21 protein-coding genes are annotated in these 23999 nt (G+C 55.5%); 8 read left to right on the top strand and 13 right to left on the bottom strand.

Annotation, left to right across the window (positions count from 1 at the left end):
* The first annotated feature begins 143 nt into the window (after nt 1–143).
* On the top strand, nt 144–440 hold the full coding sequence (locus IT971_RS13445) for a hypothetical protein (protein WP_139190028.1): 297 nt from the start codon (nt 144–146) through the stop codon (nt 438–440).
* Nucleotides 441–459: 19 nt separating this feature from the next.
* Here IT971_RS13445 and astB read toward each other — a convergent pair whose 3' ends face one another.
* The 4 genes from astB to IT971_RS13425 are packed head-to-tail and all read right to left on the bottom strand — an operon-like array spanning nt 460 to nt 5580.
* Complete coding sequence (astB, locus tag IT971_RS13440; RefSeq protein WP_063092693.1) at nt 460–1818, bottom strand: N-succinylarginine dihydrolase; 1359 nt, start codon at nt 1816–1818, stop codon at nt 460–462.
* Nucleotides 1815–3296, bottom strand: a complete 1482-nt coding sequence (gene astD, locus IT971_RS13435) for a succinylglutamate-semialdehyde dehydrogenase (RefSeq protein ID WP_063092694.1) — start codon at nt 3294–3296, stop codon at nt 1815–1817. Before astD ends, astB begins: the two co-directional genes overlap by 4 nt.
* 18 nt (nt 3297–3314) lie before the next feature.
* Nucleotides 3315–4334 (bottom strand): arginine N-succinyltransferase, encoded by a 1020-nt coding sequence (astA, locus tag IT971_RS13430; RefSeq protein WP_063092695.1) that lies wholly within the window; start codon nt 4332–4334, stop codon nt 3315–3317.
* A gap of 4 nt (nt 4335–4338) precedes the next feature.
* The gene (locus tag IT971_RS13425) at nt 4339–5580 is read right to left on the bottom strand and encodes a hydrolase (RefSeq protein WP_063114506.1); all 1242 of its coding nucleotides are present in this window, start codon (nt 5578–5580) and stop codon (nt 4339–4341) included.
* 231 nt (nt 5581–5811) lie between these two features.
* On the opposite strand from IT971_RS13425, the gene IT971_RS13420 reads away from it, so the two are divergent.
* Nucleotides 5812–7029 carry a PLP-dependent aminotransferase family protein gene (locus IT971_RS13420; protein ID WP_063095547.1) on the top strand — a complete coding sequence of 406 codons (1218 nt, stop codon included), beginning with the start codon at nt 5812–5814 and terminating at the stop codon, nt 7027–7029.
* A gap of 32 nt (nt 7030–7061) precedes the next feature.
* Nucleotides 7062–7460, top strand: a complete 399-nt coding sequence (locus tag IT971_RS13415; RefSeq protein ID WP_063095548.1) for a cupin domain-containing protein — start codon at nt 7062–7064, stop codon at nt 7458–7460.
* Nucleotides 7461–7573: 113 nt separating this feature from the next.
* On the opposite strand, the gene IT971_RS13410 is transcribed toward IT971_RS13415, so the two are convergent.
* From IT971_RS13410 to IT971_RS13395, 4 genes are all read right to left on the bottom strand, one after another.
* Nucleotides 7574–7702, bottom strand: a complete 129-nt coding sequence (locus tag IT971_RS13410) for a DUF2474 family protein (protein ID WP_040059893.1) — start codon at nt 7700–7702, stop codon at nt 7574–7576.
* Nucleotides 7702–8700: a cytochrome d ubiquinol oxidase subunit II gene (gene cydB / locus IT971_RS13405; RefSeq protein ID WP_063095550.1), complete on the bottom strand. Its 999-nt coding sequence runs from the start codon at nt 8698–8700 to the stop codon at nt 7702–7704. Before cydB ends, IT971_RS13410 begins: the two co-directional genes overlap by 1 nt.
* The gene (locus IT971_RS13400; protein WP_063095552.1) at nt 8697–10082 is read right to left on the bottom strand and encodes a cytochrome ubiquinol oxidase subunit I; all 1386 of its coding nucleotides are present in this window, start codon (nt 10080–10082) and stop codon (nt 8697–8699) included. Before IT971_RS13400 ends, cydB begins: the two co-directional genes overlap by 4 nt.
* A gap of 192 nt (nt 10083–10274) precedes the next feature.
* Nucleotides 10275–11168: a LysR substrate-binding domain-containing protein gene (locus tag IT971_RS13395; protein ID WP_306460231.1), complete on the bottom strand. Its 894-nt coding sequence runs from the start codon at nt 11166–11168 to the stop codon at nt 10275–10277.
* Between the two features lie 111 nt (nt 11169–11279).
* Between IT971_RS13395 and IT971_RS13390 the strand changes: the two genes are divergently transcribed.
* A complete protein-coding gene (locus tag IT971_RS13390) occupies nt 11280–12284 on the top strand; it encodes a YeiH family protein (RefSeq protein ID WP_063095553.1) in 1005 nt (334 codons plus the stop codon).
* Nucleotides 12285–12434: 150 nt separating this feature from the next.
* Here IT971_RS13390 and IT971_RS13385 read toward each other — a convergent pair whose 3' ends face one another.
* The gene (locus tag IT971_RS13385) at nt 12435–12848 is read right to left on the bottom strand and encodes a DUF779 domain-containing protein (RefSeq protein WP_007091411.1); all 414 of its coding nucleotides are present in this window, start codon (nt 12846–12848) and stop codon (nt 12435–12437) included.
* Nucleotides 12849–12908: 60 nt separating this feature from the next.
* Nucleotides 12909–14429: an aldehyde dehydrogenase gene (gene adh / locus IT971_RS13380; RefSeq protein ID WP_063095879.1), complete on the bottom strand. Its 1521-nt coding sequence runs from the start codon at nt 14427–14429 to the stop codon at nt 12909–12911.
* A 386-nt stretch (nt 14430–14815) separates the two neighbouring features.
* On the opposite strand from adh, the gene IT971_RS13375 reads away from it, so the two are divergent.
* On the top strand, nt 14816–16738 hold the full coding sequence (locus IT971_RS13375) for a sigma-54-dependent Fis family transcriptional regulator (RefSeq protein WP_063095555.1): 1923 nt from the start codon (nt 14816–14818) through the stop codon (nt 16736–16738).
* Here IT971_RS13375 and IT971_RS13370 read toward each other — a convergent pair.
* A complete protein-coding gene (locus IT971_RS13370) occupies nt 16735–17241 on the bottom strand; it encodes an Lrp/AsnC family transcriptional regulator (protein ID WP_007091414.1) in 507 nt (168 codons plus the stop codon). The genes IT971_RS13375 and IT971_RS13370 overlap by 4 nt on opposite strands.
* Nucleotides 17242–17410: 169 nt before the next feature.
* On the opposite strand from IT971_RS13370, the gene asnB reads away from it, so the two are divergent.
* Together asnB and glpD are read left to right on the top strand one after the other, a co-directional pair.
* Nucleotides 17411–19351 carry an asparagine synthase (glutamine-hydrolyzing) gene (asnB, locus tag IT971_RS13365; protein WP_063095557.1) on the top strand — a complete coding sequence of 647 codons (1941 nt, stop codon included), beginning with the start codon at nt 17411–17413 and terminating at the stop codon, nt 19349–19351.
* A gap of 258 nt (nt 19352–19609) precedes the next feature.
* The gene (gene glpD / locus IT971_RS13360; RefSeq protein WP_063095558.1) at nt 19610–21148 is read left to right on the top strand and encodes a glycerol-3-phosphate dehydrogenase; all 1539 of its coding nucleotides are present in this window, start codon (nt 19610–19612) and stop codon (nt 21146–21148) included.
* Between the two features lie 10 nt (nt 21149–21158).
* Here glpD and IT971_RS13355 read toward each other — a convergent pair whose 3' ends face one another.
* Complete coding sequence (locus IT971_RS13355; protein WP_007090426.1) at nt 21159–21449, bottom strand: TfoX/Sxy family DNA transformation protein; 291 nt, start codon at nt 21447–21449, stop codon at nt 21159–21161.
* 85 nt (nt 21450–21534) lie between these two features.
* Here IT971_RS13355 and IT971_RS13350 point away from each other — a divergent pair, with 85 nt between their 5' ends.
* Nucleotides 21535–23346 carry a Na/Pi cotransporter family protein gene (locus tag IT971_RS13350; RefSeq protein WP_223305153.1) on the top strand — a complete coding sequence of 604 codons (1812 nt, stop codon included), beginning with the start codon at nt 21535–21537 and terminating at the stop codon, nt 23344–23346.
* A gap of 17 nt (nt 23347–23363) precedes the next feature.
* Here IT971_RS13350 and IT971_RS13345 read toward each other — a convergent pair whose 3' ends face one another.
* A complete protein-coding gene (locus tag IT971_RS13345; RefSeq protein ID WP_063095564.1) occupies nt 23364–23816 on the bottom strand; it encodes a GNAT family acetyltransferase in 453 nt (150 codons plus the stop codon).
* Between the last annotated feature and the right edge of the window lie 183 nt (nt 23817–23999).

Below are 23999 nucleotides of genomic sequence, written 5' to 3'. Positions count from 1 at the left end.
GGTATTCTGCCACGATTGGTCCGGTATTAAATTTTGAAGCTGGTAGACTTTACAGCAGTGGCTGCGGTTGAAACTCGTTGCCTTTGCAACCGAAGATAGTTTAATTTTCGAATCACTTTTTAATTTCTAAGTTTGGGGTAAAAATGTCTGAAATTGCCTGCCCACATTGCCATTATGTTTCTCAGAATGGAGTAAAGGTCTGTATCGGTTGCCAAGCCGAGGTGGTCTACGGAAGTACTTCAAGTGAAATAAAAACTGCCATGCTTTTCGGAGGTATTGGCGCATCGATATTGTCTAGTATTATTATGGCAAATTTCTTTGGGTACAGTTTTGCTGCAATGCTGGTTTTCGCAGCTATCGGAGCCGTGGTTGCGGTTGTTTTGACGGACAAAGCGCATCATGGAAACGTTAGATTCGTCCGACGTTACTTTAACCATTAGCACCGTAGATGCATGCTAATTAGGTGTGCTGGAAATCATAAATCGGACCAAGCTGAAGAAGCTGTGTGAGCTCATCAAGGGCCGTTCGGACTTCGTTCAGAAGCGTTGGATCGCGGAAATCATCCGCACTTAGGCGGTCGCGATAGTGTTTTTCGACCCAGCCTGTCAGTTCGGCAAAGCGTTGATCGTCGATCAGGCTTTGCGGGTTGGTGGCGGCAAATTCTTCCTCTGTCAGGGCGACGCGCAGCCGCAAACAGGCAGGCCCGCCGCCATTGCGCATGCTTTGGCGCAGGTCGAAAAACTTGATCTGACGGATCGGTATGTTGCCCTTGCCGATCAGGTCATAAAGATAATCGCGGACCGATATGGTTTCCTCGGCCTCGGTCGGCAGGATCAGCATCATCTGACCGTTTTCCGGCAGGCGCAAAAGCTGTGAATTGAACAGATAGCTTTTGATCACGTCGGAAAGTGGCACGGCACTTTTGGGCACCGCAATGCTGATGAAATCAGCGATGCCATCCATCTTGCGCCGGATGTCGTCGATGACGGCGGGTGTGTTGACAAAGGCGTCCTCGTAATGGAACAGCACATTGGCATTGCCGACCGAAATCACGTCATTATGAAACACCCCGGCATCAATCAGGTCCGGGTTCTGCTGCGCATAGACGACACCATTTTCGGATAAGCCATGACGACGGGTAATCGCGCTGCTGGCTTCGAACGTCTGGCGTGCCGGATAACGGTTTGGCCGGGTTTTGCCCGGATCAAAAGCATGACGGCCATAGACGAAAAATTCGACCCCACGCGCACCGTAATCACCGCAAAAACGGGTATGGTTGGCAGCCCCTTCGTCGCCCATATGGTCCGTGCCGGGCAGGGCGGCATGATGGGTGAAATGATCGGGATCGGCGAATGTCGCGGCAAGTGCGCGCCCGGTTACCGGATGTTCAATGGATCGGTGGAACATGGCGCACAGATTGGCCGGGGTGAAATGCACCTTGCCATCGCCTGTATCGCCACTGGGCGAGACGGTTGCGGCATTGGCCGTCCACATCGGGGATGCCGATGATACCGCCAGAACAAGGTTCGGGTTGGTTTTCCAGGCCGAGGCCAGAACATCACCATCCGATCCACGAAAGCCGAAAACATCGCGCAGGGTTTTGACATGCGGGCGTTCATGGGGTGGCAATACGCCCTGAACAAAGCCCATGTCATGCAGGGCCTTCATCTTGATCAGGCCCTGAAGGGCGGCGGATTTCGGATTGGAATGGGTGCTGGCGTTGCTGGTCGATGCGACATTGCCAAAGCTTAATCCCGCATAATTATGCGTTGGCCCGACCAGACCGTCAAAATTGGCTTCGATGGTGTATCGGGTCATGGGCGGACTCCTTTGGGGGCGGTATCGGGGGCGATCAGTTTGTCGGTCTGAAGGGTTGCGACCGGCCATGCGCAATAATCGGCGGCGTAATAGGCCGACGGGCGGTGGTTGCCGCTTTCGCCGATGCCGCCAAACGGGGCGCTACTGGATGCGCCGGTCAGTTGCTTGTTCCAGTTGACGATCCCGGCGCGGCTTTCATGGATGAAACGTTGCCAAAGTTCGGCATCATCGCACAGCAACCCGGCGGCAAGGCCAAAACGGGTATTGTTGGCTTCAAGAATGGCCGCATCAAAGCTGTCGACCCGGATGATTTGCAGGATCGGCCCAAACAGTTCCTCGTCCGCGCGGTACTTTACATCGGTCACGTCAATCAGACCCGGTGTCAGGAACGCGCGGGCAGGATCGGGACGCGTCATTTCGCGGATGATTTTGCCACCATTGGCAACAAGTTTTGCCTGTGCCGCGATAAGGCCATCGGCCGCCCGGTTGGAAATCACCGGCCCCATAAAGGGTTCGGGATCAACATCTGGCGCACCGATAATCAGCCTGTCGCAATAGTCATTGATCGCGGCGACCATCGCATCGCCACTTGCGCCGGATGGCACGATCAGGCGGCGCGCGCAGGTGCAACGTTGCCCTGCGGTGATAAAGGCCGACATGACGGTATGGTGGGCGACGGCATCGAGATCGGCGGCGTCCCAGACGACAAGTGGATTATTCCCGCCAAGTTCGAGGGCCAGGATTTTGTCCATCTGCCCGGCAAAGGCATGGTGCAAATGGCGTCCGGTCGGGACACTGCCGGTAAAGAACAGCCCGTCGATACCGGGATGCTGCGCCACGGCAATGCCGGTATCGCGTTCGCCCTGCACAAGGTTCAGAACCCCGCCCGGCAATCCGGCCCGTTGCCAGAGCTTTACGGTTTCCCCGGCGACAAGCGGGGTTAGTTCAGATGGCTTGAACACCACGCAATTGCCCGCCAGAAGGGCCGGGACGATATGGCCGTTGGGCAGATGGCCGGGGAAGTTATAGGGACCAAAGACCGCCACAACCCCGTGGGGTTTGTGGCGCAAAATCGCCTGTCCGCCGCCCGGTGCGTCACCTTGGCGCGTGCCGGTGCGCTCATGATAGGCCTTGATCGAAATCGCGATCTTGCCGGCCATAGCACCGACTTCGGTCAAGGCCTCCCAATGCGGTTTTCCGGTATCGAGGCTGATGGCGCGTGCCAGTGCGTCCTTGTGATCGTTGAGAAGCCCGGCAAACCGTTCAAGGATTTCGATCCGTTCACTGAGGTCGCATTTTGCCCATGCCGGAAAGGCATTTCGTGCCGCCATGATCGCAGCGTTAACATCATCACTGCTGGCGGAATTCCCCTGCCAGACGATATCGCCATTGGCTGGATTTTCGGCGTGAAATGCTTTGCCATTGCCGGTTTGCCATGTGCCATTGATGAACAGGGCGGGATTTGATTTCTGGGTCATGATGCCTGCTCCTGCGTGTTAATCGGTGACAAAACGGATCTGATCGCCAGCACGCAGACCAAGGATTTCGGCCTGATCGCGGTCCAGATCGACATGCGTGCTATTCACAACATTCATGTAAAGCCAGCTTGCCTGATACCCGGAAAGTTCCAGCGTACAGGCAAGATGGCGTTCCATGGAGGTTGTGCGATCAACGATTTTGCGGATGGTGGCGATTTTGGAATGACGGATGGTGCGGATGTCATCAAGCCGGACATCAACGCATGGTCCGCCATCAAAAATATCGACCGCATTTGAGAACCGGAAACCTTCCTTTTTCAAAAGGTTCAGTGCCGGTCGCGTTTCATCGTGGGTTTTGCCGATCACATCTTGGGCGGCCTTGGGCAGCATTTCGATATAGATCGGGTATTTCGGCATCAGATCGGCAATGAACTGGTTATTACCCACCCCGGAAATGTAATCGGCATCGGGGAACGGGATGTTGAAGAAATGCGATCCCAGCGCTTCCCACATTGGTGATTTACCGTTTTCATCCTGCCAGCCGCGCATTTCGGCCATGACCATTTCCGAAAACCGTTCCTTGAAGCACCCCATCAACAGGTATCGCGACCGTGCCAGAAGCTGCCCGTTGCCGTCCTTGCGATAGTCCGGGTCAAGGTAAAGTGTGCCCACCTCGGTAGCACCCTGATAATCATTCACAAGGGTCAGCAGGCGCGATGTCACCGTGACATTCAGTTCATGCGAATATTGCGTCAGTTTCAGGATTTTGTAGTTATAGAAGGCCTTCGATAAACCGACCCCGGCATAGATCGCGCAGGTGCCTGCGACCTTGCCATTGGCGGTATCTTCCAGAACCATGAAATAGCTTTCATCACCGGGGCCGTCGATATCGGCCCCGAAGGCCTCGATGCTTTCTGTAATGCGGGCTTCAAGCACGTCACGATTGGCCGGAAGGGTGGTTAACCCCTTGCTGGCGGAGGATGCCAGATCAACCAGCCGGTCAAGGTCGCTCATGCGGGCGGGGCGGACACGCATCATGATTTTATATCTCCGTCTTTTTCAATGCGTTGGGCAAATCGCCTGAACCGGCTTTCATCAGGATCAGGGCCGAAAGCTTTGCCCGTTCGATCAAACTGTCGAGCTTCACAAATTCCTGATCGGAATGGATCAGGCCACCGCGTACCCCAAGGGTATCGATATTGGGCAATCCGGCCTCGGCCAGATTATTGCCATCGCAACAGCCCCCGGTGGGTTTCCATGCGATATCAAGATCAAGGTCATGACCGAGCTCGCGCACCCATTCAAAAAGCGCCTTGGTCCTGCCAGCCATTGGTTTTGGCGCGCGGCCAAACTGGCCATGCAGTTCGGCGGTGATGCCGTCGCGCTGATTGATCGCAGCAATGACATCGGCAATTTCATTTTCGGCCTGATGGCGTTCGTCATGGTTTGAAACCCGAATGTTAAAGCGCACGACGGCACTTTCGGGCACGACATTGACCGGCCCGCCGCCATCGATCTTGCCGATATTGAATGTGGCTTCGCCAACCTTGCCGTTAAGCTGATCAAGGCGCATGACGCAGTCACTGGCTGCGACCATGGCACTTCGCCCGGCATGAAATTCACGCCCCGCATGGGCCGCACGCCCCTTGATCCGGATGGAAAAATTGCCCGATCCCTTGCGTGCCCCGGCAAGGGTGCCGTCTTCCAGTGCCGGTTCATACAGCATCCCGAAATCGGCGGCGCGTGCGTGTTCGGCCAAAATCGGGGCCGATCCGATGGAGCCGGTTTCTTCATCCGGGTTCAGGATCACGTCCCAGCCGATGCCATTGGCAAAGGGGCTTCGTTCCAGTGCGCTTAGCGCATTGAGGATCGTCAGGATGCCGCCCTTGGCATCGGCAACACCCGGCCCGTTCAAGGTGTTTTCATCAATCAGGCGCGGGGTTTGAAACGGGCTGTCGATGGCAAAGACCGTGTCATAATGAATGCACAGCAAAACCCGAACCGGGGCCTGTGGCCGTCTGGAAAAATGTAAAAGCTTGCCATAGCGCACGGGGGCGATGCTACCGTCTGCCGCAACCGCCTCGCCATCGGGCAGGTCGATAATGGCGGTTGTGGCATCAAGTTCGGCAAAGGCATCCAGAATGGCGTCACGCATCCGGTCAAGTCCGTCGATATTGCCCGTGCCACTATTGATCGCCGACCACGATTTCAGGCGATCAAGCGTTTCATCGTAACGCTGATCAAGCCAGTCGAGCCAAGGCTGAAACTTTGCATATTCGGTCATGATAACCTTTGGAGCGGTTTGGCATTGTTGATTGATTATTGGATATATCGTGCCAAAAACCGCCCGGCAGGTGGTGCGGGATAGGGGGATGGAAACGGAATTACATGCGGTCTGATGAAATGTGGTTTGGTAATTTTATTTCAAAATTTATGCCACTAGAAAAATAAACTTGATTTAGGTCAGTCTTCCTTGCCAAATAATGGCAACAACACTGACCTAAAGAGAAGCCCCATGACTGTCCAATGGAATGACCTGATCGTTCGCGATGCCCGTGCGCTTACCGCCTCCGAAATCCGTGATCTGCTTAAAGTGGCCGACCGGCCGGAAATCATTTCCTTTGCCGGAGGCGTACCCGACCCGTCGCTCTTCCCGCTGGCCGATTTCAATGCCATCTATGGTGGTCTGACGACCGACGAGGCCGCGGGTCGCAAAAGCCTTCAATATTCCATTAGCGAAGGCCTGCCGGCCCTGCGCCAATGGATTGTCGATGATCTGGCCACCAGCGGGGCAGTGCGCGGGATTGATAACATCCTGATTACCTGTGGCGCGCAGCAGGGACTTGATATGCTCGCCCGTTTGTTGCTGGAGCCGGGCCGCGAAATCGTCGTGGAAAAGCCAAGTTACCTTGGTGCGATGCAGGCCTTTTCCATGCGCCGTCCGACCTATGTCGGGGTGAATATGGATGATGATGGCCCGGTGATTGCCGAACTCGAAGCCGCGTTTGAACGTGGTGCGCGCATTGCCTATCTCGCACCCGATTTCCAGAACCCGACCGGGCGGTCCTATAGTCTTGAACGGCGTTTGGCCGTGCTCGAAATCGCGCGCAAATATGGTGCGGTCATTCTTGAAGACGCGGCCTATTGCAAGCTGTCCTACGAAGGCGACGTTTTGCCATCGTTGCTTGCCCTTGATGAAACCAATGGCGATCCACAGGCCGGAACCGTCATTCAGCTTGGCACTTTTTCCAAAACGCTGGTGCCGGCCCTTCGGATTGGCTGGGTCTGTGCGCCATGTCCGGTGATTGAACGGCTGGTTCTGATGAAGCAGGCCGGTGATCTGCATGTATCGACCATCAATCAGGAAATCGCCCTTCGTGCGGCGCGCAAACTGTTTCCGGGGCATCTTGATACCATCCGCGATGCCTATCGCGCCAAACGCGACACGATGCTGGCGGCATTGGATGAATTCATGCCCGAAACCGTATCCTATACAAGGCCCGAAGGCGGCATGTTCATCTGGCTGACCCTGCCGGAAAATATCGATAGTCGCCAATTGCTGGAACAGGCCCTGCACGACGCCAAAGTCGCCTTCGTCCCCGGTCAGGCCTTTTTCTGTGACCATACTGGTCGTAATACCGCACGGCTCAGCTTTGCCACCGAAAAGGCGGGTCGCATCCGTGATGGTATCGAACGCTTGGCATTGCTGATCCGGCGGGTGCACAATCAGTAAAGTGCACCACGAAACAAAGCCGAAGGATCACCATGAACATCCTGCGCAACGCATCAAAACCATCGACCAAGGGATCGCCGGATTACTTTACCGGTACGGTTCGGATCGACAGCCCGTTTCAAACCACCGATCCCGCCCGTGTCGGCGGGGCCATTGTGACGTTTGAACCGGGCGCGCGCACCGCATGGCATACCCATCCGCTGGGCCAGACCGTGATTATCACAAGCGGCCTTGGCTGGGCGCAGCGCGAAGGCGGACCGCGCGAGGAAATCCGCCCCGGTGATATCGTCTGGTTCGAACCGGGTGAAAAGCACTGGCACGGGGCGACCGATAAAACCGCGATGACGCATATCGCGATTGCGGAATCCGTCAACGGATCGGCGGTGGATTGGCTGGAAAAAGTGGCGGATGGCGATTATCTGGGCCAATGACTGACCCCGAATGAAAAGGCCCGGCAGGGGTGGGGGACCTTGCTGCCGGGCCGGAGTTGCTGACAAGTGTCAGCAGGTAGACGGAGTAATCCGATATTTGTGATCGGATATTTTCATGAAATTCCGGTGATCAGGCTGCGGAGCAAAAGCGACACGGCCCCGATCACAAGGATGCCCCCGGCATAAAGCCCGATAAACCAAAGCACACGCCGGGTTTTGGGTTTGGGTGAAAATGCCGTCATCAGTGATATCCTTCATCCCCGACCTTGCCCCGGAATACCCAATAGGCATAGGCGGTATAGGCCAGAATGATGGGGATCAGGATGGCAGCACCGACCAGCATGAAGGACAGGCTGTTGTCGGGGGCGGCGGCCGTTCTGAAATCAATCATCGGCGGGACGATATTGGGATAAAGCGTGATGCCAAACCCGGCATAGCACAGGAAGAAAATGCCAAGTGTAATGCCAAATACCGTCTTTTCCCGGTGCTTGACCGCATGCCAAAGCCAGAAAAGCAGACCGGTCGTGACAATCGGGATCGGAGCCAGGAAAAACAGGTTTGGCATATCAAACCAGCGCGCGGCATAAGCTGGGTGGATATAGCTTGTCATCAATGACACCACGCCAAGATTGGCCGCCATCCAGATGACCGCAGGTTTGGCAAGGGCGCGCAAACGCCCCTGAAAATTGCCTTCCATCTTCATGATCAGCCAGCCGGTGCCAAGCAGGGCATAGCCAACCACGACGGCAGACGCGCAGAACACCGAAAACGGGCTTAGCCAGTCAAACGGGCCGCCAACGAATTTGGCATTTTCAACGGCAATGCCTTCGATAAACGCACCCAGCATTGCACCCTGCATCGCGGCCGCAATGATCGACCCGGCGGAAAAGGCAAAGTCCCAGTGTTTTTGATGATCGCGGCTTTTGAACCGGAATTCGAACGCCACCCCGCGAAACACAAGGGCGAGCAGCATGATGAAAACCGGGATATAAAACGCGGTCATCAGCAATGAATAGGCCAGCGGGAAGGCGGCATAAAGCCCGCCACCGCCCAGAACCAGCCAGGTTTCATTGCCATCCCACACAGGGGCAACCGTATTCATCATCTTGCCGCGTTTGGCCGGGTCCTTGATGAACGGAAACAGAATGCCAATGCCAAGATCAAAACCATCAAGCGTGACATAGGCGAAAACGGCAACCGCAATCAGCAGTACCCAGATCAGTTGATAATCCATGATCATTCTCCTGCCGTCGGGATGGTGGGATCAGAAACCGGGCGGCTTCCGGCGCGCAGGACTTCACCCTTGGGCGAATGGGCAAAACGCGGGTCCTTGTTCATCGCGCGGATGATATAAGCGGTGCCAACCCCAAACACGATGGCATAGACAATGACGAATGCGGCAAGCGATCCGGCAATTGCGGTCGGGGCGACGGGCGATCCGGCTTCGGATGTGCGCATCAACCCGTAAACCACCCAGGGCTGACGCCCGATTTCGGTGGTGAACCATCCGGCCAGAATGGCGATAAAGCCGCTTGGCCCCATGATCAGGGCAAAGCGATGCAGCCACGCGCAGCTATAAAGCGATTTGCGCCACCGGGCGAACAGGCTGACGATACCAAGTAACGCCATCAAAATGCCAAGTCCGACCATGATGCGGAATGTCCAGAATACGATGGTCGCATTCGGGCGGTCTTCGGGGGCGAAATCCTTTAATCCGGTGATCCTGCCATCCCAGTCATGGGTCAGGATCATTGATCCCAGTTTCGGGATTTCAACGGCGTATTTTGTTTCCTCTGCCGCCATGTCGGGCCAGCCAAACAGGATCAGCGGCGCGCCGTTCTGTGTTTCAAAATGGCCCTCCATCGCCGCGACCTTGGCCGGTTGATGTTCAAGGGTATTAAGCCCGTGCATGTCGCCGGCCACGATCTGGATCGGGGCCACAATGGCGGCCATCCACATTGCCATGGAAAACATGATCCGTGCGGCGCGGTTTTCCCGATCACGCAACAAATGCCACGCCCCCACCGCACCAACCACAAGGGCGGTGGTCAGGAAGGCGGCCAGAACCATGTGAACAAGCCGATAGGGGAAGCTTGGATTAAAGATCACATCCCACCAGCTTTGGACAACAGCCCGACCATTTTCGATAATATGGCCGGTGGGGGTTTGCATCCAGCTATTGGCCGACAAAATCCAGAAGGCGGAAAATAATGTGCCGATTGCAACCATCGTGGTCGCGGTGAAATGCAGCTTCGGCCCGACACGGTTAAGGCCAAACAGCATGATGCCGAGGAACCCGGCCTCGAGGAAAAAGGCGCTGAGTACCTCGTAGGCCAGAAGCGGGCCCAGCACGCTGCCGGTAAATTCGGAAAAAGGTCCCCAGTTCGTGCCGAACTGATAGGACATGACAATGCCCGAAACGACACCCATGCCAAAGGCCAGCGCAAAGATTTTCAGCCAGAATTTATATAGCGCCAGATAGGTGTCATCACGCGTGCGCAGCCAAAGTGCTTCGAGCACGAAAAGATAACTGGCCAGTCCAATGGTAAAGGACGGAAAAATGATGTGAAACGAGATGGTGAACGCGAATTGCACGCGGGCCAATATGTCGGGATCAAACATTGGCGTTGGTCCTTTTATCAGGCAAAGCCTTCCTGTCGGGCCGCGTTTTTCGTTGCAACGCGAAATCGCTCATTGCATGACCTGATTCACTGAGAACAGCGGATCAGGGGCCGTGTTCATAAGGACAAAGTGATAAAGGGCCCGTCCGAATTGTGCATTGCGTATTCGCAATTTTGATCTGGAAAAATTCGATTATGCGTTTGTGGAAAGGCAAAGCTTTTCCAAAGCCAGCGAACTTTGCGTCTGGCGGCGTTCCTTGTGGCGCAGCATCATGAATTTGCGTGGGCGGATGTGAAATGCTGCACGGAAAAGCCGCCCCTGCGCGATCAGGGAACTGACGGCGAAGCTTGAAACGGCGGTGGCGCTGATGCCGGTTTCAACCGCGGTAATCACCGCCTCGTTCGCCGGTAATGTCAGGGCGATTTTGAGTTTTTGCGGATCAATGCCCGACTGGTGTACCGCATTCTCAAACTCCGAACGTGTGCCAGATCCGGCTTCGCGAAGGACCCAGCTGCTTTGAGTTGTCAGGTCCTGCGCGCTTAAGGGCCTGCCATCGGCCCAGGGATGTTTGGGGCCGACCACCACCACCAATGCATCTTCGGCGACTTCGCGCATGGCAAGTGCCGGTTCATCAACTTCGCCCTCGATAAAGCCGATATCGGCGGCACCACCACGGACGGCATCGGCCACGGTTTTTGTATTGCCAATCGTCAGATTGATGGCAATGCCGGGATACTGATCATGAAACTGCATCAAAAACGGTGGCAGCCAGTAACTGGCGATTGTCTGGCTGGCATAAACGTTAAGTTCGCCGCGCTGCAATCCGCCAAGTTCCGCCAGTGTCAGTTCGGCGGCGCGTGCGCGTGCCAAGGTCGCCTTGGCCTCGTTCAAGAACAGCCGCCCGGTTTCGCTAAGCTCGATCCGCCGTCCGACCCGGTGGAACAATGCAACGCCATAAAACCCTTCTAGGTTCTTGATCGCCGAACTGACTGCCGAGGGGGTGAGGCCAATTGCATCGGCGGCTTTTGTAAGATGTTCGCGTTCGGCCACGGCCACAAAGATGGCAAGCTGTTCAAGGGTCATCATGGCACATGCTCGTTATTGTTCGAAATTATCGAATGAAATATCCATTTTTATTCGATGGAAGTAAATGATTGATCGTGTGATTTTTCGCCTGTCACATTTTACAGGCAGATCATGTTTTTTAAAGCCCACCTCAAATCCCTTTTGCCCGGTCTGTTCCTGACCACGGCGATTGCCCTTATCGCCAAACTGGTCGAGCAGGCGGAGCGTAGCCTTTTGGGGCATGGCTGGATCGAAAGTCTGGTTTTTGCCATCCTGCTTGGTGTGGTGGTGCGATCCGTGTTTGGCCTTGCCAAGCTGTTTCATGATGGTGTGCGGTTTTGTGGGAAGACCGTGCTTGAAATCGCGATTGTTTTGCTGGGCGCGTCAATTTCCGCGCAGGCCTTGGGGCAGGCGGGCTTTGGCCTGATTGCGGCCATTGTTCTGGTGGTTTGCACCAGTCTGTTTTTAAGCTTCCATATCGGGCGGTTACTTGGACTGTCGAAGCATTTAGCGATGCTGGTGGCCTGCGGCAATTCGATCTGTGGCAATTCGGCGATTGCCGCCACCGCCCCGGTGATTTCAGCAAAATCCGATGATGTTGCGGCCTCCATCGCCTTTACCGCGGTTCTGGGGGTTCTGTTTGTTTTTGCCCTGCCGCTGGTGCATGTCGGGCTGGGCCTGAGTGCCGCGCAATATGGTATTTTTTCCGGGCTGACGGTCTATGCCGTACCGCAGGTTCTGGCCGCGACGGCCCCGGCGGGGCCCCTGGCGGTGCAGGTCGGAACACTCGTCAAGCTGATCCGCGTTCTGATGCTTGGCCCGGTGATCTTTGCGCTTGCCCTTATGGGGGGGCGCAAGCGCGAGGTTCGCCTGCCTGTGACCCAGATGGTGCCGTGGTTCATTGTCGGGTTCGTTGCGACGATGGCAGCCCGTTCATTTGGCATGATCCCCGAAATCGCGCTGGAGCCGATGCGCACAATTTCATCCTTCCTGACCATCCTTGCCATGGCGGCATTGGGGTTAAGTGTCGATATCCGAAGCGTCATGCATGTTGGCGGGCGGGTGATGGCAGCTGCCCTTCTGTCGCTTCTGGTGCTGTGTGCACTTGGTCTTCTGGTGCTGGTGATTTTGGCCTGATCGCAGATAAAAAAAGCCCGCCGCCTGTTCGGGGGGAATGGCGACGGGCAAGGGGAAGATGCGTCCGGCATCTTCAGACATTGGCGAGCAGGCACTGTGGGAGGCAGGGATCGCGCAATGTCACGGGTAGATCTGCGTTGGTAATCTTCTTTACGTTCTTGCTTCTGTTTTAGATTGCTCGTTTCCTTGTTCGGCGTATTTCAGTGCATTCCATTCGTCATCGGTGAAGATGCGTGATCGGGTCAGAAAGCGTTTGCCTTCGGGTCCCTCAAGCGAAAACATCCCCCCGCGTCCATCCACGACGTCAATGATCAGCTGTGTGTGACGCCAATATTCGAATTGGGCGCGTCCGATGTAAAACGGGCTGCCTTCAATTTCGCCCAGTAACACATCCTGATCGCCGGTTTTGAATTCCCCATCCGGAAAGCACATTGGCGCACTGCCATCGCAACACCCGCCGGATTGATGAAACATCAGGGGGCCGTGAATGTCCTTGAGCTTCCGGATCAGGGCGGTGGCCGCGTCGGTGGCCGTGACCCGTGCCGGAATTTGATCTGTTGTCATCTTCGCCTCCTGTATCGGGAAGGGCCGGGTGCGAACGGGCACCCGGCCAGAACATTCCGATCAGAAGAAGCCCATCGGTTTTGGATCATAGGAAACCAGCAGGTTCTTGGTCTGCTGATAATGGTTGAGCATCATCTTGTGGTTTTCACGTCCGATACCCGATTGCTTGTACCCGCCAAAGGCGGCATGCGCCGGATAGAGGTGATAGCAATTGGTCCAGACGCGACCGGCCTTAATATTGCGGCCAAACCGATAGGCACGCGTGCCATCGCGGGTCCAGACACCGGCACCAAGGCCATAAAGCGTATCGTTGGCGATTTTAAGCGCCTCTGCCTCGTCCTTGAAGGTTGTTGCTGAAACAACCGGGCCAAAGATTTCCTCCTGGAAAATCCGCATCCGGTTATGCCCCTTGAAGATGGTCGGCTGGACATAGAACCCGGTCGAAAGATCGCCACCCAGTTCCGCCCTGCCGCCGCCGCAAAGGACTTCGGCACCTTCCTGCTTGCCGATATCAAGGTAGGACAGGATTTTTTCCATCTGTTCGGTCGATGCCTGCGCGCCGATCATGGTTTCACTATCCAGCGGGTTGCCCTGCTTGATATTGGCCACGCGTGACAGGACGCTATCCATGAACTTGTCATAGATGTTTTCCTGAATAAGCGCACGCGACGGGCAGGTGCAGACCTCGCCTTGGTTCAGCGCGAACATGGTCATGCCTTCGGCGGCTTTCTGACGGAAATCATCATCCTGTGCCATCACATCATCAAAGAAGATGTTGGGCGATTTGCCGCCCAGTTCGAGGGTGACCGGAATGATGTTTTCGCTGGCATATTGCATGATCAGGCGGCCGGTGGTGGTTTCACCGGTAAAGGCGACCTTGGCGATCCGGTTGCTTTGTGCCAATGGCTTGCCTGCTTCAACCCCGAAGCCCTGTACAACGTTCAGCACACCGGCCGGAAGAAGATCACCAACCAGTTCCAGAAGTACGCAAATCGATGCCGGGGTCTGTTCGGCCGGTTTCAGGATAACGCAGTTGCCCGCCGCCAGCGCCGGGGCCAGTTTCCAGACTGCCATCAGGATCGGGAAGTTCCACGGAATGATCTGTCCGACAACGCCAAGCGGTTCGTGGAAGTGATAGGCGACGGTATTGTCGTCAATCTCGCCAAGCGATCCTTCCTGGGCGCGGATCGCACCGGCAAAATACCTGAAATGATCAATCGCCAGCGGAATGTCTGCGGCGAGCGTTTCACGCACCGCCTTGCCGTTATCCCATGTTTCGGCAACCGCCAGCATTTCAAGATTCTGTTCCATGCGGTCGGCGATTTTATTGAGGATATTGGCCCGCTCGGTCACCGATGTTTTGCCCCACGCTTCGGCTGCGCCGTGGGCGGCATCAAGTGCCTTTTCGATATCTTCCGAACTGGATCGTGCGATTTCGCAGAATGGCTTGCCATTCACCGGCGAGACATTTTCGAAATACTGCCCCTTGGTGGGCGCGGTCCATTCGCCACCGATATAGTTGTCATAACGGGATTTGAATGCAACGACGCTGCCCGCGTCGCCCGGATTCTTGTAAATCATCTTGGATCCTCCATGATCGGAAGGCGGCTTTGCCACCTGTTTTTGGTTTTGGCCCTGACAGTTCCGCAAAGTACGTGCCAGTTCGCAAAATTCTGTGCCAGAGGACCCGGTGACCGATTTTTTTTGCCTTTTTACAATCGGTTGGAAGATGGCGCTGATTGGGGGCGATTGTGTCATGCCGTTCCGTGTCGTGGCACAGGTGGTACAAACTGTCCCATATTCGTGACACAACCAATTATGCCGTCTGTTTGCACGGAAACCATTTGGCGTTTCGGGGCTGTGATGTGTTACGATCTTGGCTGTGATCGGACGCGGACAAAGCCGCAAGCCGGGCCATGCCAGAACGCATTCCCGACAAAATACCGACGCAAGGGAGATAACGTCTTATGTCTGGAAACCATTACGGTGGACGGATCGAAGCTGCGTTGCAGTTAAGTGGCGTCGCCCAAAATCGCGCCGTTCTCGAAAGCTGGCAACGTTGCGAACAGCGCTTTGGTCTGGCGCATGACACTTTGCGCCGTCCCGAAGTCATGCCCGAAAGCCAAACCCGCCAGCGCCGTGATCGCAGCGGGCGACTTTATCATCATGCCCATGATCTGGTGCGCACGCTTTATCGCAAGATCGATGCGTCGGGCTATGCGGTTTTCCTGACCGATAATGACGGTGTGATCCTTGACAGTGTCGCGGCCCACACGTTGCTGCCGTCGTTTCGCACCAACGGTCTTTTGCCCGGTGCGGTCTGGAGCGAGGAACGCGAGGGCACCAATGGTATCGGCACCTGCATCGTTGAAGGTCGTCCGATCACCATCCACAAGGACGAACATTTTCTGGTGCAACATGCGGTGCTGACCTGCACGGCGGCACCGGTGTTTGACCCCGAAGGGCAGGTTTGCTCTGTCCTTGATGTGTCTGCCGTGCGCGATGACATCAAACGCACCGATTGCCTGCGCGTCCGAAGCCTGATTGCCGATTATGCCGATGCGCTTGAACGTATCCTTTTCTTTGATGAATGCGCATCCGACCTGATCCTGCATCTTCATCCCGATGCCCAGCATGTCGGATCGACCCGTGATGCCCTTATTTCGATTGGCCCGGATGGTAATATCCGTGGTGCGACCTCGACCGCGCGCCGTTTGCTGGCGGCGGCGGACAACGCGCGCGATGTGCAATCGATGTTCGGTTTTGATCTGGATGGCCTGATCGCGACGCTTGGCGTGGGCGAGGGGGCATCAACTTCTGTATCGGCCAAGGCCCTGCCCGTCAATGGGGGGGGGCTTTTGTTCGGGCGGGTGACTTTGCCTGAAAAGCAGCGGCGCAAGTTTATCTCGATGCGGCCAGCACCAGTATCGCGTCCGTCCGCGCGTTCGGCGGCGAATGAAACCGGTGACATCCCCGATCAGGACCCGGTAATCCGTCGTCTTTACAAGGTCGGTAGCAAACTTCTGACCAATCGTATCAATGTTCTGATGTCGGGCGAAACCGGCAGCGGCAAGGAACATATGGCGCGCGCCATTCATGCCGCTGCGGTCGGTGCGCGCAAACCGTTCGTTGCGATCAATTGCGCGGCCCTTCCCGAAAGCCTGATTGAAAGCGAGCTTTTCGGTCATGCCGGTGGTGCCTTTACCGGTGCGGCACGCGATGGCTTTGGCGGGCGGATCAAGCAGGCCGATGGCGGGACTTTGTTCCTGGATGAAATCGGTGATATGCCGCTTTCAGCACAGGGGCGGCTTTTGCGTGTGCTTGAACAACGCACGGTCGAGCCGCTTGGCAGTACCAAATCCGTGCCGGTCAATTTCCGTCTGATCTGTGCCAGCAATGTCGATCTGACCCGTGCGGTGGCGGATGGCAAATTCCGCGAAGATCTGCTTTACCGGATCAAAGGTGCGCGCCTTTCCCTGCCAGCACTTCGCGAACGGTCCGATCTGCCGGATCTCATCGCCCGGCTTCTTCGCGGTATTTCCAGGGATATGGCGGGGGATGTTCGTTGTTCGGACGACGTTCTGGAGCTGCTGTCACGCCATGACTGGCCGGGCAATATCCGCGAACTGGTCAATGTATTACAATATGCCTGCGTTTTTGCCGAAGGTGGTTTGATCCTGCGGTCGCACCTGCCCGACGATTTCCACGAAGCCATTACGTGCGATCCAAATCACGCCGGATCGATCCTGAAACGGGCCGAAGCCGATGCTTTGCGTCAGGTGCTTGATGATCACCGCTGGCATATCAGCAAAACCGCCAAGGCGCTTGGCATCAGCCGCAATACGCTTTATCGCAAGATGGATCGGTTCGATATAAGGCGTGAAGCCTAGCCCTTGAGCACGCCGTCAAGCGGTGAGGGTGCGGTGAGGCTTTCGAGCGGATAGCCCGAAAAGGTTTTGGTGCGTTCCATCACCACATGGCCACGGAAATTCTCGATCCCGATATTGGCGGCCAGAAGCTTTTCTTTGAGCTGGTTGAAATGCGCGATATCGCGGCAGATCATATCCATCGTGTAATCGAACGGCCCGGCGATTTTATAGCAGGAAATGACTTCGGGGACGTTGGTGATTGCGGCTTCGAACCGTTTGAAATCATCGACCAGATGATTGCCCAGCGTGATTTCGGCCATGATGTGCAGGTTAGCACCTATTTTATCAAGGTCGATTTCCGCCAGATATTGCGTGATCAGCCCGGCTTCCTCAAGCTTGCGCACCCGTTCCAGACAGGGCGAGGGCGACAGATTGACCTCTTCTGAAAGATCAAGGTTCGAAATCCGGCCATTGGTTTGCAAAACCTGCAGGATTTTGATGAACAGTCGATCCAGTTTCAGCATGGTCTTTCCAGCTTGATGGGCAATGCTGCCTGTTTATCACCGCTTGTCATTACACGCGACCAAAATCCCCGAAACAAACTGCAAATCCTTGTCGGCAAGCCCATGATTTTGATTGTCGAACGCGCCCGGATCGTTTTTAAGTAGGGCAAATGATAAAGGGATATTTTTCATGTGCGGCATCACCGGTCTGTGGCTTGGTCGCAATGGCGACGGCGATAAATTGCGCAACACCATCACGCGCATGACCGATGCGTTGCTGCATCGCGGGCCGGATGGCGGCGATGTCTGGTGCGATAGCGATGCCGGACTGGCGCTGGGGCAGCGTCGCCTTGCCATCATCGATCTTTCCGATGCCGGTAAACAACCGATGCATTCGGCCGATGGCAGATACGTCATGGTTTATAATGGCGAGGTCTATAACGCCGAAGACCTGCGTGCCAAACTGGCCGGTGAAAATGTCGCGTGGCGCGGCCATTCCGACAGTGAGGTTATCCTTGAGTGCATGGCGCGCTGGGGCGTGCGTGATACGGTTAAACGCCTGATCGGCATGTTCGCCATCGCCCTTTGGGATAAAAAGACCGGCAAATTGACACTGGTTCGTGACCGGTTGGGGATCAAGCCGCTTTACTGGTCGCGTTATGACGGGAACATCGCCTTTGCGTCCGAGCTTAAAGGCCTGATCGCGGGCAATGTCATCTCGCGCGAGGTTAATCGCATTGCCCTTGATGCCTATCTGCGGTTTGGCTATGTGCCATCGGGGCATTCGATCTATGCCCATGCCAAAATGCTGCAACCCGGTCATATCCTGGAAATCGCCGGGGAGGGGCACGCATCCGAATTTGCCTACTGGTCGGTCGAGGACGCGGTCATCAGCGGTCAGAACCATCATTGGAGTGGTGATGATCAAAGCGCGATTGATGCGCTGGAAGATTTGCTGCGCGATGCTGTTGAACGGCGGATGATTGCCGATGTGCCACTCGGCGCGTTTCTGTCGGGTGGTATTGATTCCTCGACTGTCGTTGCCCTGATGCAATCGGTTTCGGATCGGCCTGTCAAAACCTATTCCATCGGCTTTGATCATGATGCCTATAACGAGGCGGCCTTTGCCGGTGAAGTTGCCAAACATCTTGGCACCGACCACACCGAGCTTTATGTCACCGCCAAGGACGCGCTTGATCTGGTGCCGCGTCTTTCGGAAATCTATGACGAACCGTTCTTTGACAGCTCATCCATCCCGACCTGCCTGATTTCATCGCTGACCCGCAAGGAAGTCACGGTTGCCCTTTCGGGCGATGGCGGCGATGAAACTTTTGGCGGCTATAATCGGTATCTTTGGGCGCGCCAGATCAGCAATATCGCCAAAAACATCCCGTTCGGATCGTCGTTGATGTCCAAGGGGCTGACGGCCCTGTCGCCCGGGCAATGGGATGCCCTGATCGGTCTTGTGCCCGGCAAGCGCGGGACGGCGGCATTGGGCGATAAAATCCACAAGGTGGCACCGCTTCTGTCGATCCGCGATGATCTGGATCGCTATCAGGCGCTGCTTTCGCTTTGGAATCCCGATGTCCTGATGGCGGATGAACCCGGAAAACCGCGAAAGAAATTCCGCATTCCGGGCGAAAAATTCTGCCGTAACCGAAACCTTGATCATGTGTCCGCGATGCAGGTCATGGATACGATGATGTATATGGTCGATGACGTCCTGACCAAGGTTGACCGGGCATCAATGGCAAGCTCGCTTGAGGTGCGCGTGCCTTTGATCGATCATCGGGTGATCGAATTTGGCTGGCGTATGCCAGCGCACCTTAAGCTGGACGGTTCGGTGGGCAAGGTTGCCCTCCGCAACATCCTTTATAAATATGTTCCGCGCGAATTGATCGACCGCCCCAAAACCGGTTTTGGTGTGCCGCTGGCGGAATGGTTGCGTGGGCCACTTAAGGAATGGGTTGGGGATTTGCTGGCACGCGATGCGCTTTATTCCGATCTTGGCCTTAACCGTGCGGAAATCGACAAACGCTTTGCTGAACATGTTTCGGGTTGCCGGAACTGGTCGCACCAGCTTTGGGCAATTGCCATGCTGTCGGATTGGCAGCGTCGCTGGCTTGGTTAAGCTAAGCTGATTGCAAAAAATCTAACTTTGAAAGCCCCGCCGTTTGGCGGGGTTTTTTTGTTTCGGCCAATGGGATTTGATCCCAGAGTTATCAATTTTTTCAAAATCGAAATTTTTATCGAGTGTTGAGGTTTTGGCCTCGGTAAATAAGGGTGTCGATTGCTATTGGCTATAAATTGTCACAATTCATCGCTTGAAAATTTTCGAAAATGAAATATTTTATGGTCAATATCGAAACTAAAGCGCGGAAGTCATGCCATGCAGAACCATTCGGAATATGACCTGATCATCGTCGGCGGCGGGATCAACGGGGCGGGGATCGCCCGTGATGCAGCCGGGCGCGGGCTCAGGGTCCTGTTGTGCGAAATGAACGATCTGGCAAGTGCCACATCTTCGGCCAGCACCAAACTGATCCATGGCGGTCTGCGTTATCTTGAACATTATGAATTCCGTCTGGTCCGTGAGGCATTGAACGAACGCGAAGTCCTTCTGGGCAATGCGCCGCATATCATCTGGCCGCTGCGGTTTGTTCTTCCCCATGTTCCTGGCCTGCGTCCGGCATGGATGATCCGCCTTGGCCTGTTCCTTTACGATCATCTTGGCGGACGCAAAAAACTGCCGGGCAGCGAAGGCATTTCACTGCGCAAGCACGTTGCGGGGCAGCCGCTCAAGACCGGGATGGACAAGGCATTCGTCTATTCAGATTGCTGGGTCGATGATGCACGGCTTGTGGTTTTGAATGCCATGGATGCCCGCGAATGCGGTGCCGAAATCCTGACGCGGACCCGCTGTGTCGGTGCAACCCAACAGGATGGCAAATGGCAGGTCACCCTGAGTGATCGCGACAGCAACGCCGAACGCATCGTTAGTGGCAAGATGCTGATCAATGCCGCCGGTCCGTGGTGTGCCTCGCTGATTGATCCTGAGAATGGTGTGGTCGATGCCGAAACCAAGGCAAATATCCGTCTGGTCAAGGGTAGCCATATCGTGGTTCCGAAACTTTTCGATCATGATCATTGCTATATTTTCCAGAACCCGGATGGCCGCATCGTTTTTGCCATTCCCTATCAGGATGATTTCACCTTGATCGGCACCACCGATGTCGATTTTAACGGCGATCCGGCCAAGGTTGAAATCGGCGCTGACGAAGTCGATTATCTGTGCAAGCTGGCTGGTGATTATTTCGAAATACCGATTTCGGTGATGGATGTCGTCTGGTCCTATTCCGGGGTGCGTCCGCTATATGCGGGCGAGGGCGAAGTTGCCAACGCATCCAAAGTCTCGCGTGATTACACGCTCAAACTCGAAGCCGGGCAGGGCAAAGCCCCGGCGCTGCATGTGTTTGGTGGCAAAATCACCACCTATCGCAAACTGGCCGAGCATGCCTTGCAACTGATTTCAAAACAGCTTGGGGTGACTAATCGTCCCTGGACGGCGGGCGAAGTACTGCCCGGTGGTGATCTGCCCGATGCATCCTTTGAAAAGGCTCTGCAATCCTATGGTGCCCGATATGACTGGTTACCGGAAGCAACCCTGAAACGTCTTCTGCGTGCCTATGGCAGTAGGATCGAAAAACTGCTTGATGGCTGCAACAGCGTGGCCGACCTTGGTGTTTGTTATGGTTATGACCTGTATGAAGCCGAAGTGCGTTATCTGATTGATCAGGAATGGGTGCGTGGCGTCGAAGACCTTGTCTGGCGTCGCTCCAAACTTGGTTTGCGCCTGTCAGAAGATCAGATTGCGGGACTTCGCAAACGTCTGGCATCCGTGTCATCGGACCAGATCGCGGCCCAGTAATCGGCTGGCCTTAATGCGCCGCGATTTCGCTGCGTAACCGCACCAGCAAATCGCGGAGTTCCTGTTTGCGCGATGGGGTAATATCGCGCCAGTCATGGTCGTGAATGGCACCTTCAAGTGCATAAAGATAATTCACGCTGATCTGTTTTTCCCCGCCAAACCGGAACAATAGCCGTCTTGCCGTTTCCTCCAACCCTTCCTTGATCAGGTCGGATCGGTTTTCAATGCCGATCTCGGCCAGTTCGCGCGACGATGTCGGGCCGATATTGCGCATTTTTCCGTGCGGGTTCGGGGCAGGCATTATGGCGGGAATCCAGTCTGATCTATACGCGGGATTTCTGTGTGCTATGATGGCATATCAATAGTTTATGGCAGGTTCCATGCCGATGTCATCCCTTCGCTTATCCGCCTTTTTATCTGCCCTGACGGCTGTTTTGACTGTCCTGCCGATGCGCGGCATCCTTGCGGCAACCAATGATCCTTCGGTGCCGGATTTGCAGTTGGGCTGGATGGCGATTGGCCTTTTGGGCGGCCTTGCCCTTTTCCTGTATGGCATGGATCATCTTGCAACGGCGCTTAAAACGCTGGCCGGGGCAAGGTTGCGTGTGATCCTTGCCAAAATGACCCGCAACCGTTTTATGGCCGTCCTTTCCGGGGTGGCGATCACCGGGCTGGTGCAATCGTCGAGTGTGACAACTGTTCTTGTGGTCGGCTTTGTTTCTGCCGGATTGATGAGCTTCGCCCAATCCATTGCTGTGATCATGGGGGCCAATATCGGAACGACCCTGACGGCGCAGATTATCGCCTTCCGGATTGATGCCGTCGCGCCGTTGATGATTGCGGTCGGCTTTGGCGTCATGGCGTTTTGGCGTGATCGAAGCTGGTCACTTGGCGGGCGTGCCCTGCTGGGGCTTGGGCTGTTGTTTTTCGGTATGGGCATGATGAGCGAGGCGATGGAACCGCTTCGCACCTATGACCCCTTCATCAATCTGATGGCGCAGATGACAAACCCGTTTTTGTCGATTGCGATTGCCGCGGCCTTTACCGCCCTTGTGCAATCAAGTTCGGCAACGACCGGCATTGTGATTGCCCTTGCAGGGCAGGGGCTTGTGCCGCTCGAAGGGGGGATTGCCCTGATCTTCGGGGCGAATATCGGCACCTGTATCACGGCCCTTCTGGTGACGATTGGCAAGAATCGCGATGCGATGCGCACCGCCCTTGGTCATGTGTTCTTTAACGTTGTCGGGGTGCTGATCTGGCTGCCGTTTATCCCGCAACTGGCCGGTTTCGTCCATGCCGTGTCGCTGGGCGAGGAGGGTGGTCAGGTCGACATCGCGCGTGAAATCGCCAATGCGCACAGCATTTTCAACATCGCCAATGTCGCGATCATGATCGGTTTCGTGCCGTGGATTGCGCGTCTGATCGAAAAATGTGTGCCGGTGCGTGATGTGTTCGAACCGCCGCTTGACCCGGCACCAAAATTTCTGGTCAATGAAATTGCCAATACCCCGTCTGCCGCTCTGATGCTTTTGCGCAAAGAAGTCATGCATATGGGCGATATCGTGTGCGATGTTGTAAGGCGTGGGCGCGAAACCATGCAAAACCCGACACTTGAGAAACTTGAAAAGATTGCCGAGCTTGATGACGGGGTTGACAGCCTTCAGGATGCGATTGCGCGGTTTGCTGGAAAACTGCGCCATTCGGAGTTGCTGCCATCGGATCAGAACCGGCTTTTGAACAAGCTTGCGATCAGCAATCATCTGGAGGCCATCGGCGATATTATCAGCGAGGAAATGACCGAGCTGGTTGGCAGATTGTTAGCCGAACGCAATCTGCCATTATTAGATAGCCGTGAAAAAATGTCCGAATTATTCACTTTTTCTGAAGAATGCCTCAAGCAGGCACTAACGGCCTTTGCCAGTGACGATGTTGAGGCCGCCAATCGTGTGTTGGCTCGTAAGGCAGAGTTCATCGAAAAAATGGACGTCACCCTGCGCCGGATCAGCGACGAGATCGGGCCAAGAGATGCGGATATCCGCCGTTACCGCACAGAAGTTGCGCTGGTCGAGCGTATCAACCGCTTATATGAACGCGCACGCCGCATTGCGCGGGCGTCACTGGCAATTACGCGCGATGACCGGGATGACAACAGCAACAGTCCGGAACGAACGCCGCACGGGCATCCGGTTGCACCTTAACAGCTGTTTTCTTTTTCTCAGCGGTCAGCGGGCGGGATATCTATATCTTTTTGCATGACCGTGACATCAAGGGCCCGATAGCCAAGATGGCGGTAGAAATCCTGCATCGCGCTGTTTTCCGACCGCACCATTAGTTGCATGCGCCAGACGCCGTGTTCACGCAGCCAGTCTTCGCCGATGGCAACCAGCTTTTTGCCAAGCCCGGTTTTCTGATGGCTTGGTGCAACCGACAGATAATAAATCCAGCCGCGATGCCCGTCATGGCCGACCATCACGGTGGCAATGATAACACCGTTGATATCTTCCCATACCATCAGGGTCGAATTGCGATCCGAGAGCGCAAATCGCACATCCCATTCCGGCGGATTGTACGGGCGGTAAAGCCCGGTTTCCTGCCAGAGTTTGGTGATTGCGGGAATGTCGGTTTCAAGGGCGGTACGTGGGGCGGGGGAAAGGTGGGTGGCAGTCATGATGCAGCTTCTTGGTTCCTAAAAACGCAGAATGATCAGGGATCGAAGGCGCGTCAAACCAAAAGTCATGCAAATATAAAAAGTGGCGCCCCCGGGGAGAGGGGCGCCAGTGTTGTCCGGGCTATCGGTTGGGTGGGGGAAGGACCCGGACAATGGGAGTTGGGTAGAAGGGAAGTGCGTGTT

The sequence above is a fragment of the Thalassospira sp. B30-1 genome, from assembly GCF_015767575.1.
Taxonomy (GTDB): Bacteria; Pseudomonadota; Alphaproteobacteria; order Rhodospirillales; family Thalassospiraceae; genus Thalassospira; species Thalassospira xiamenensis.
The sequence above is the reverse complement of the archived record's forward strand: the minus strand, read 5'-3'. Positions and strand labels throughout refer to the sequence as shown.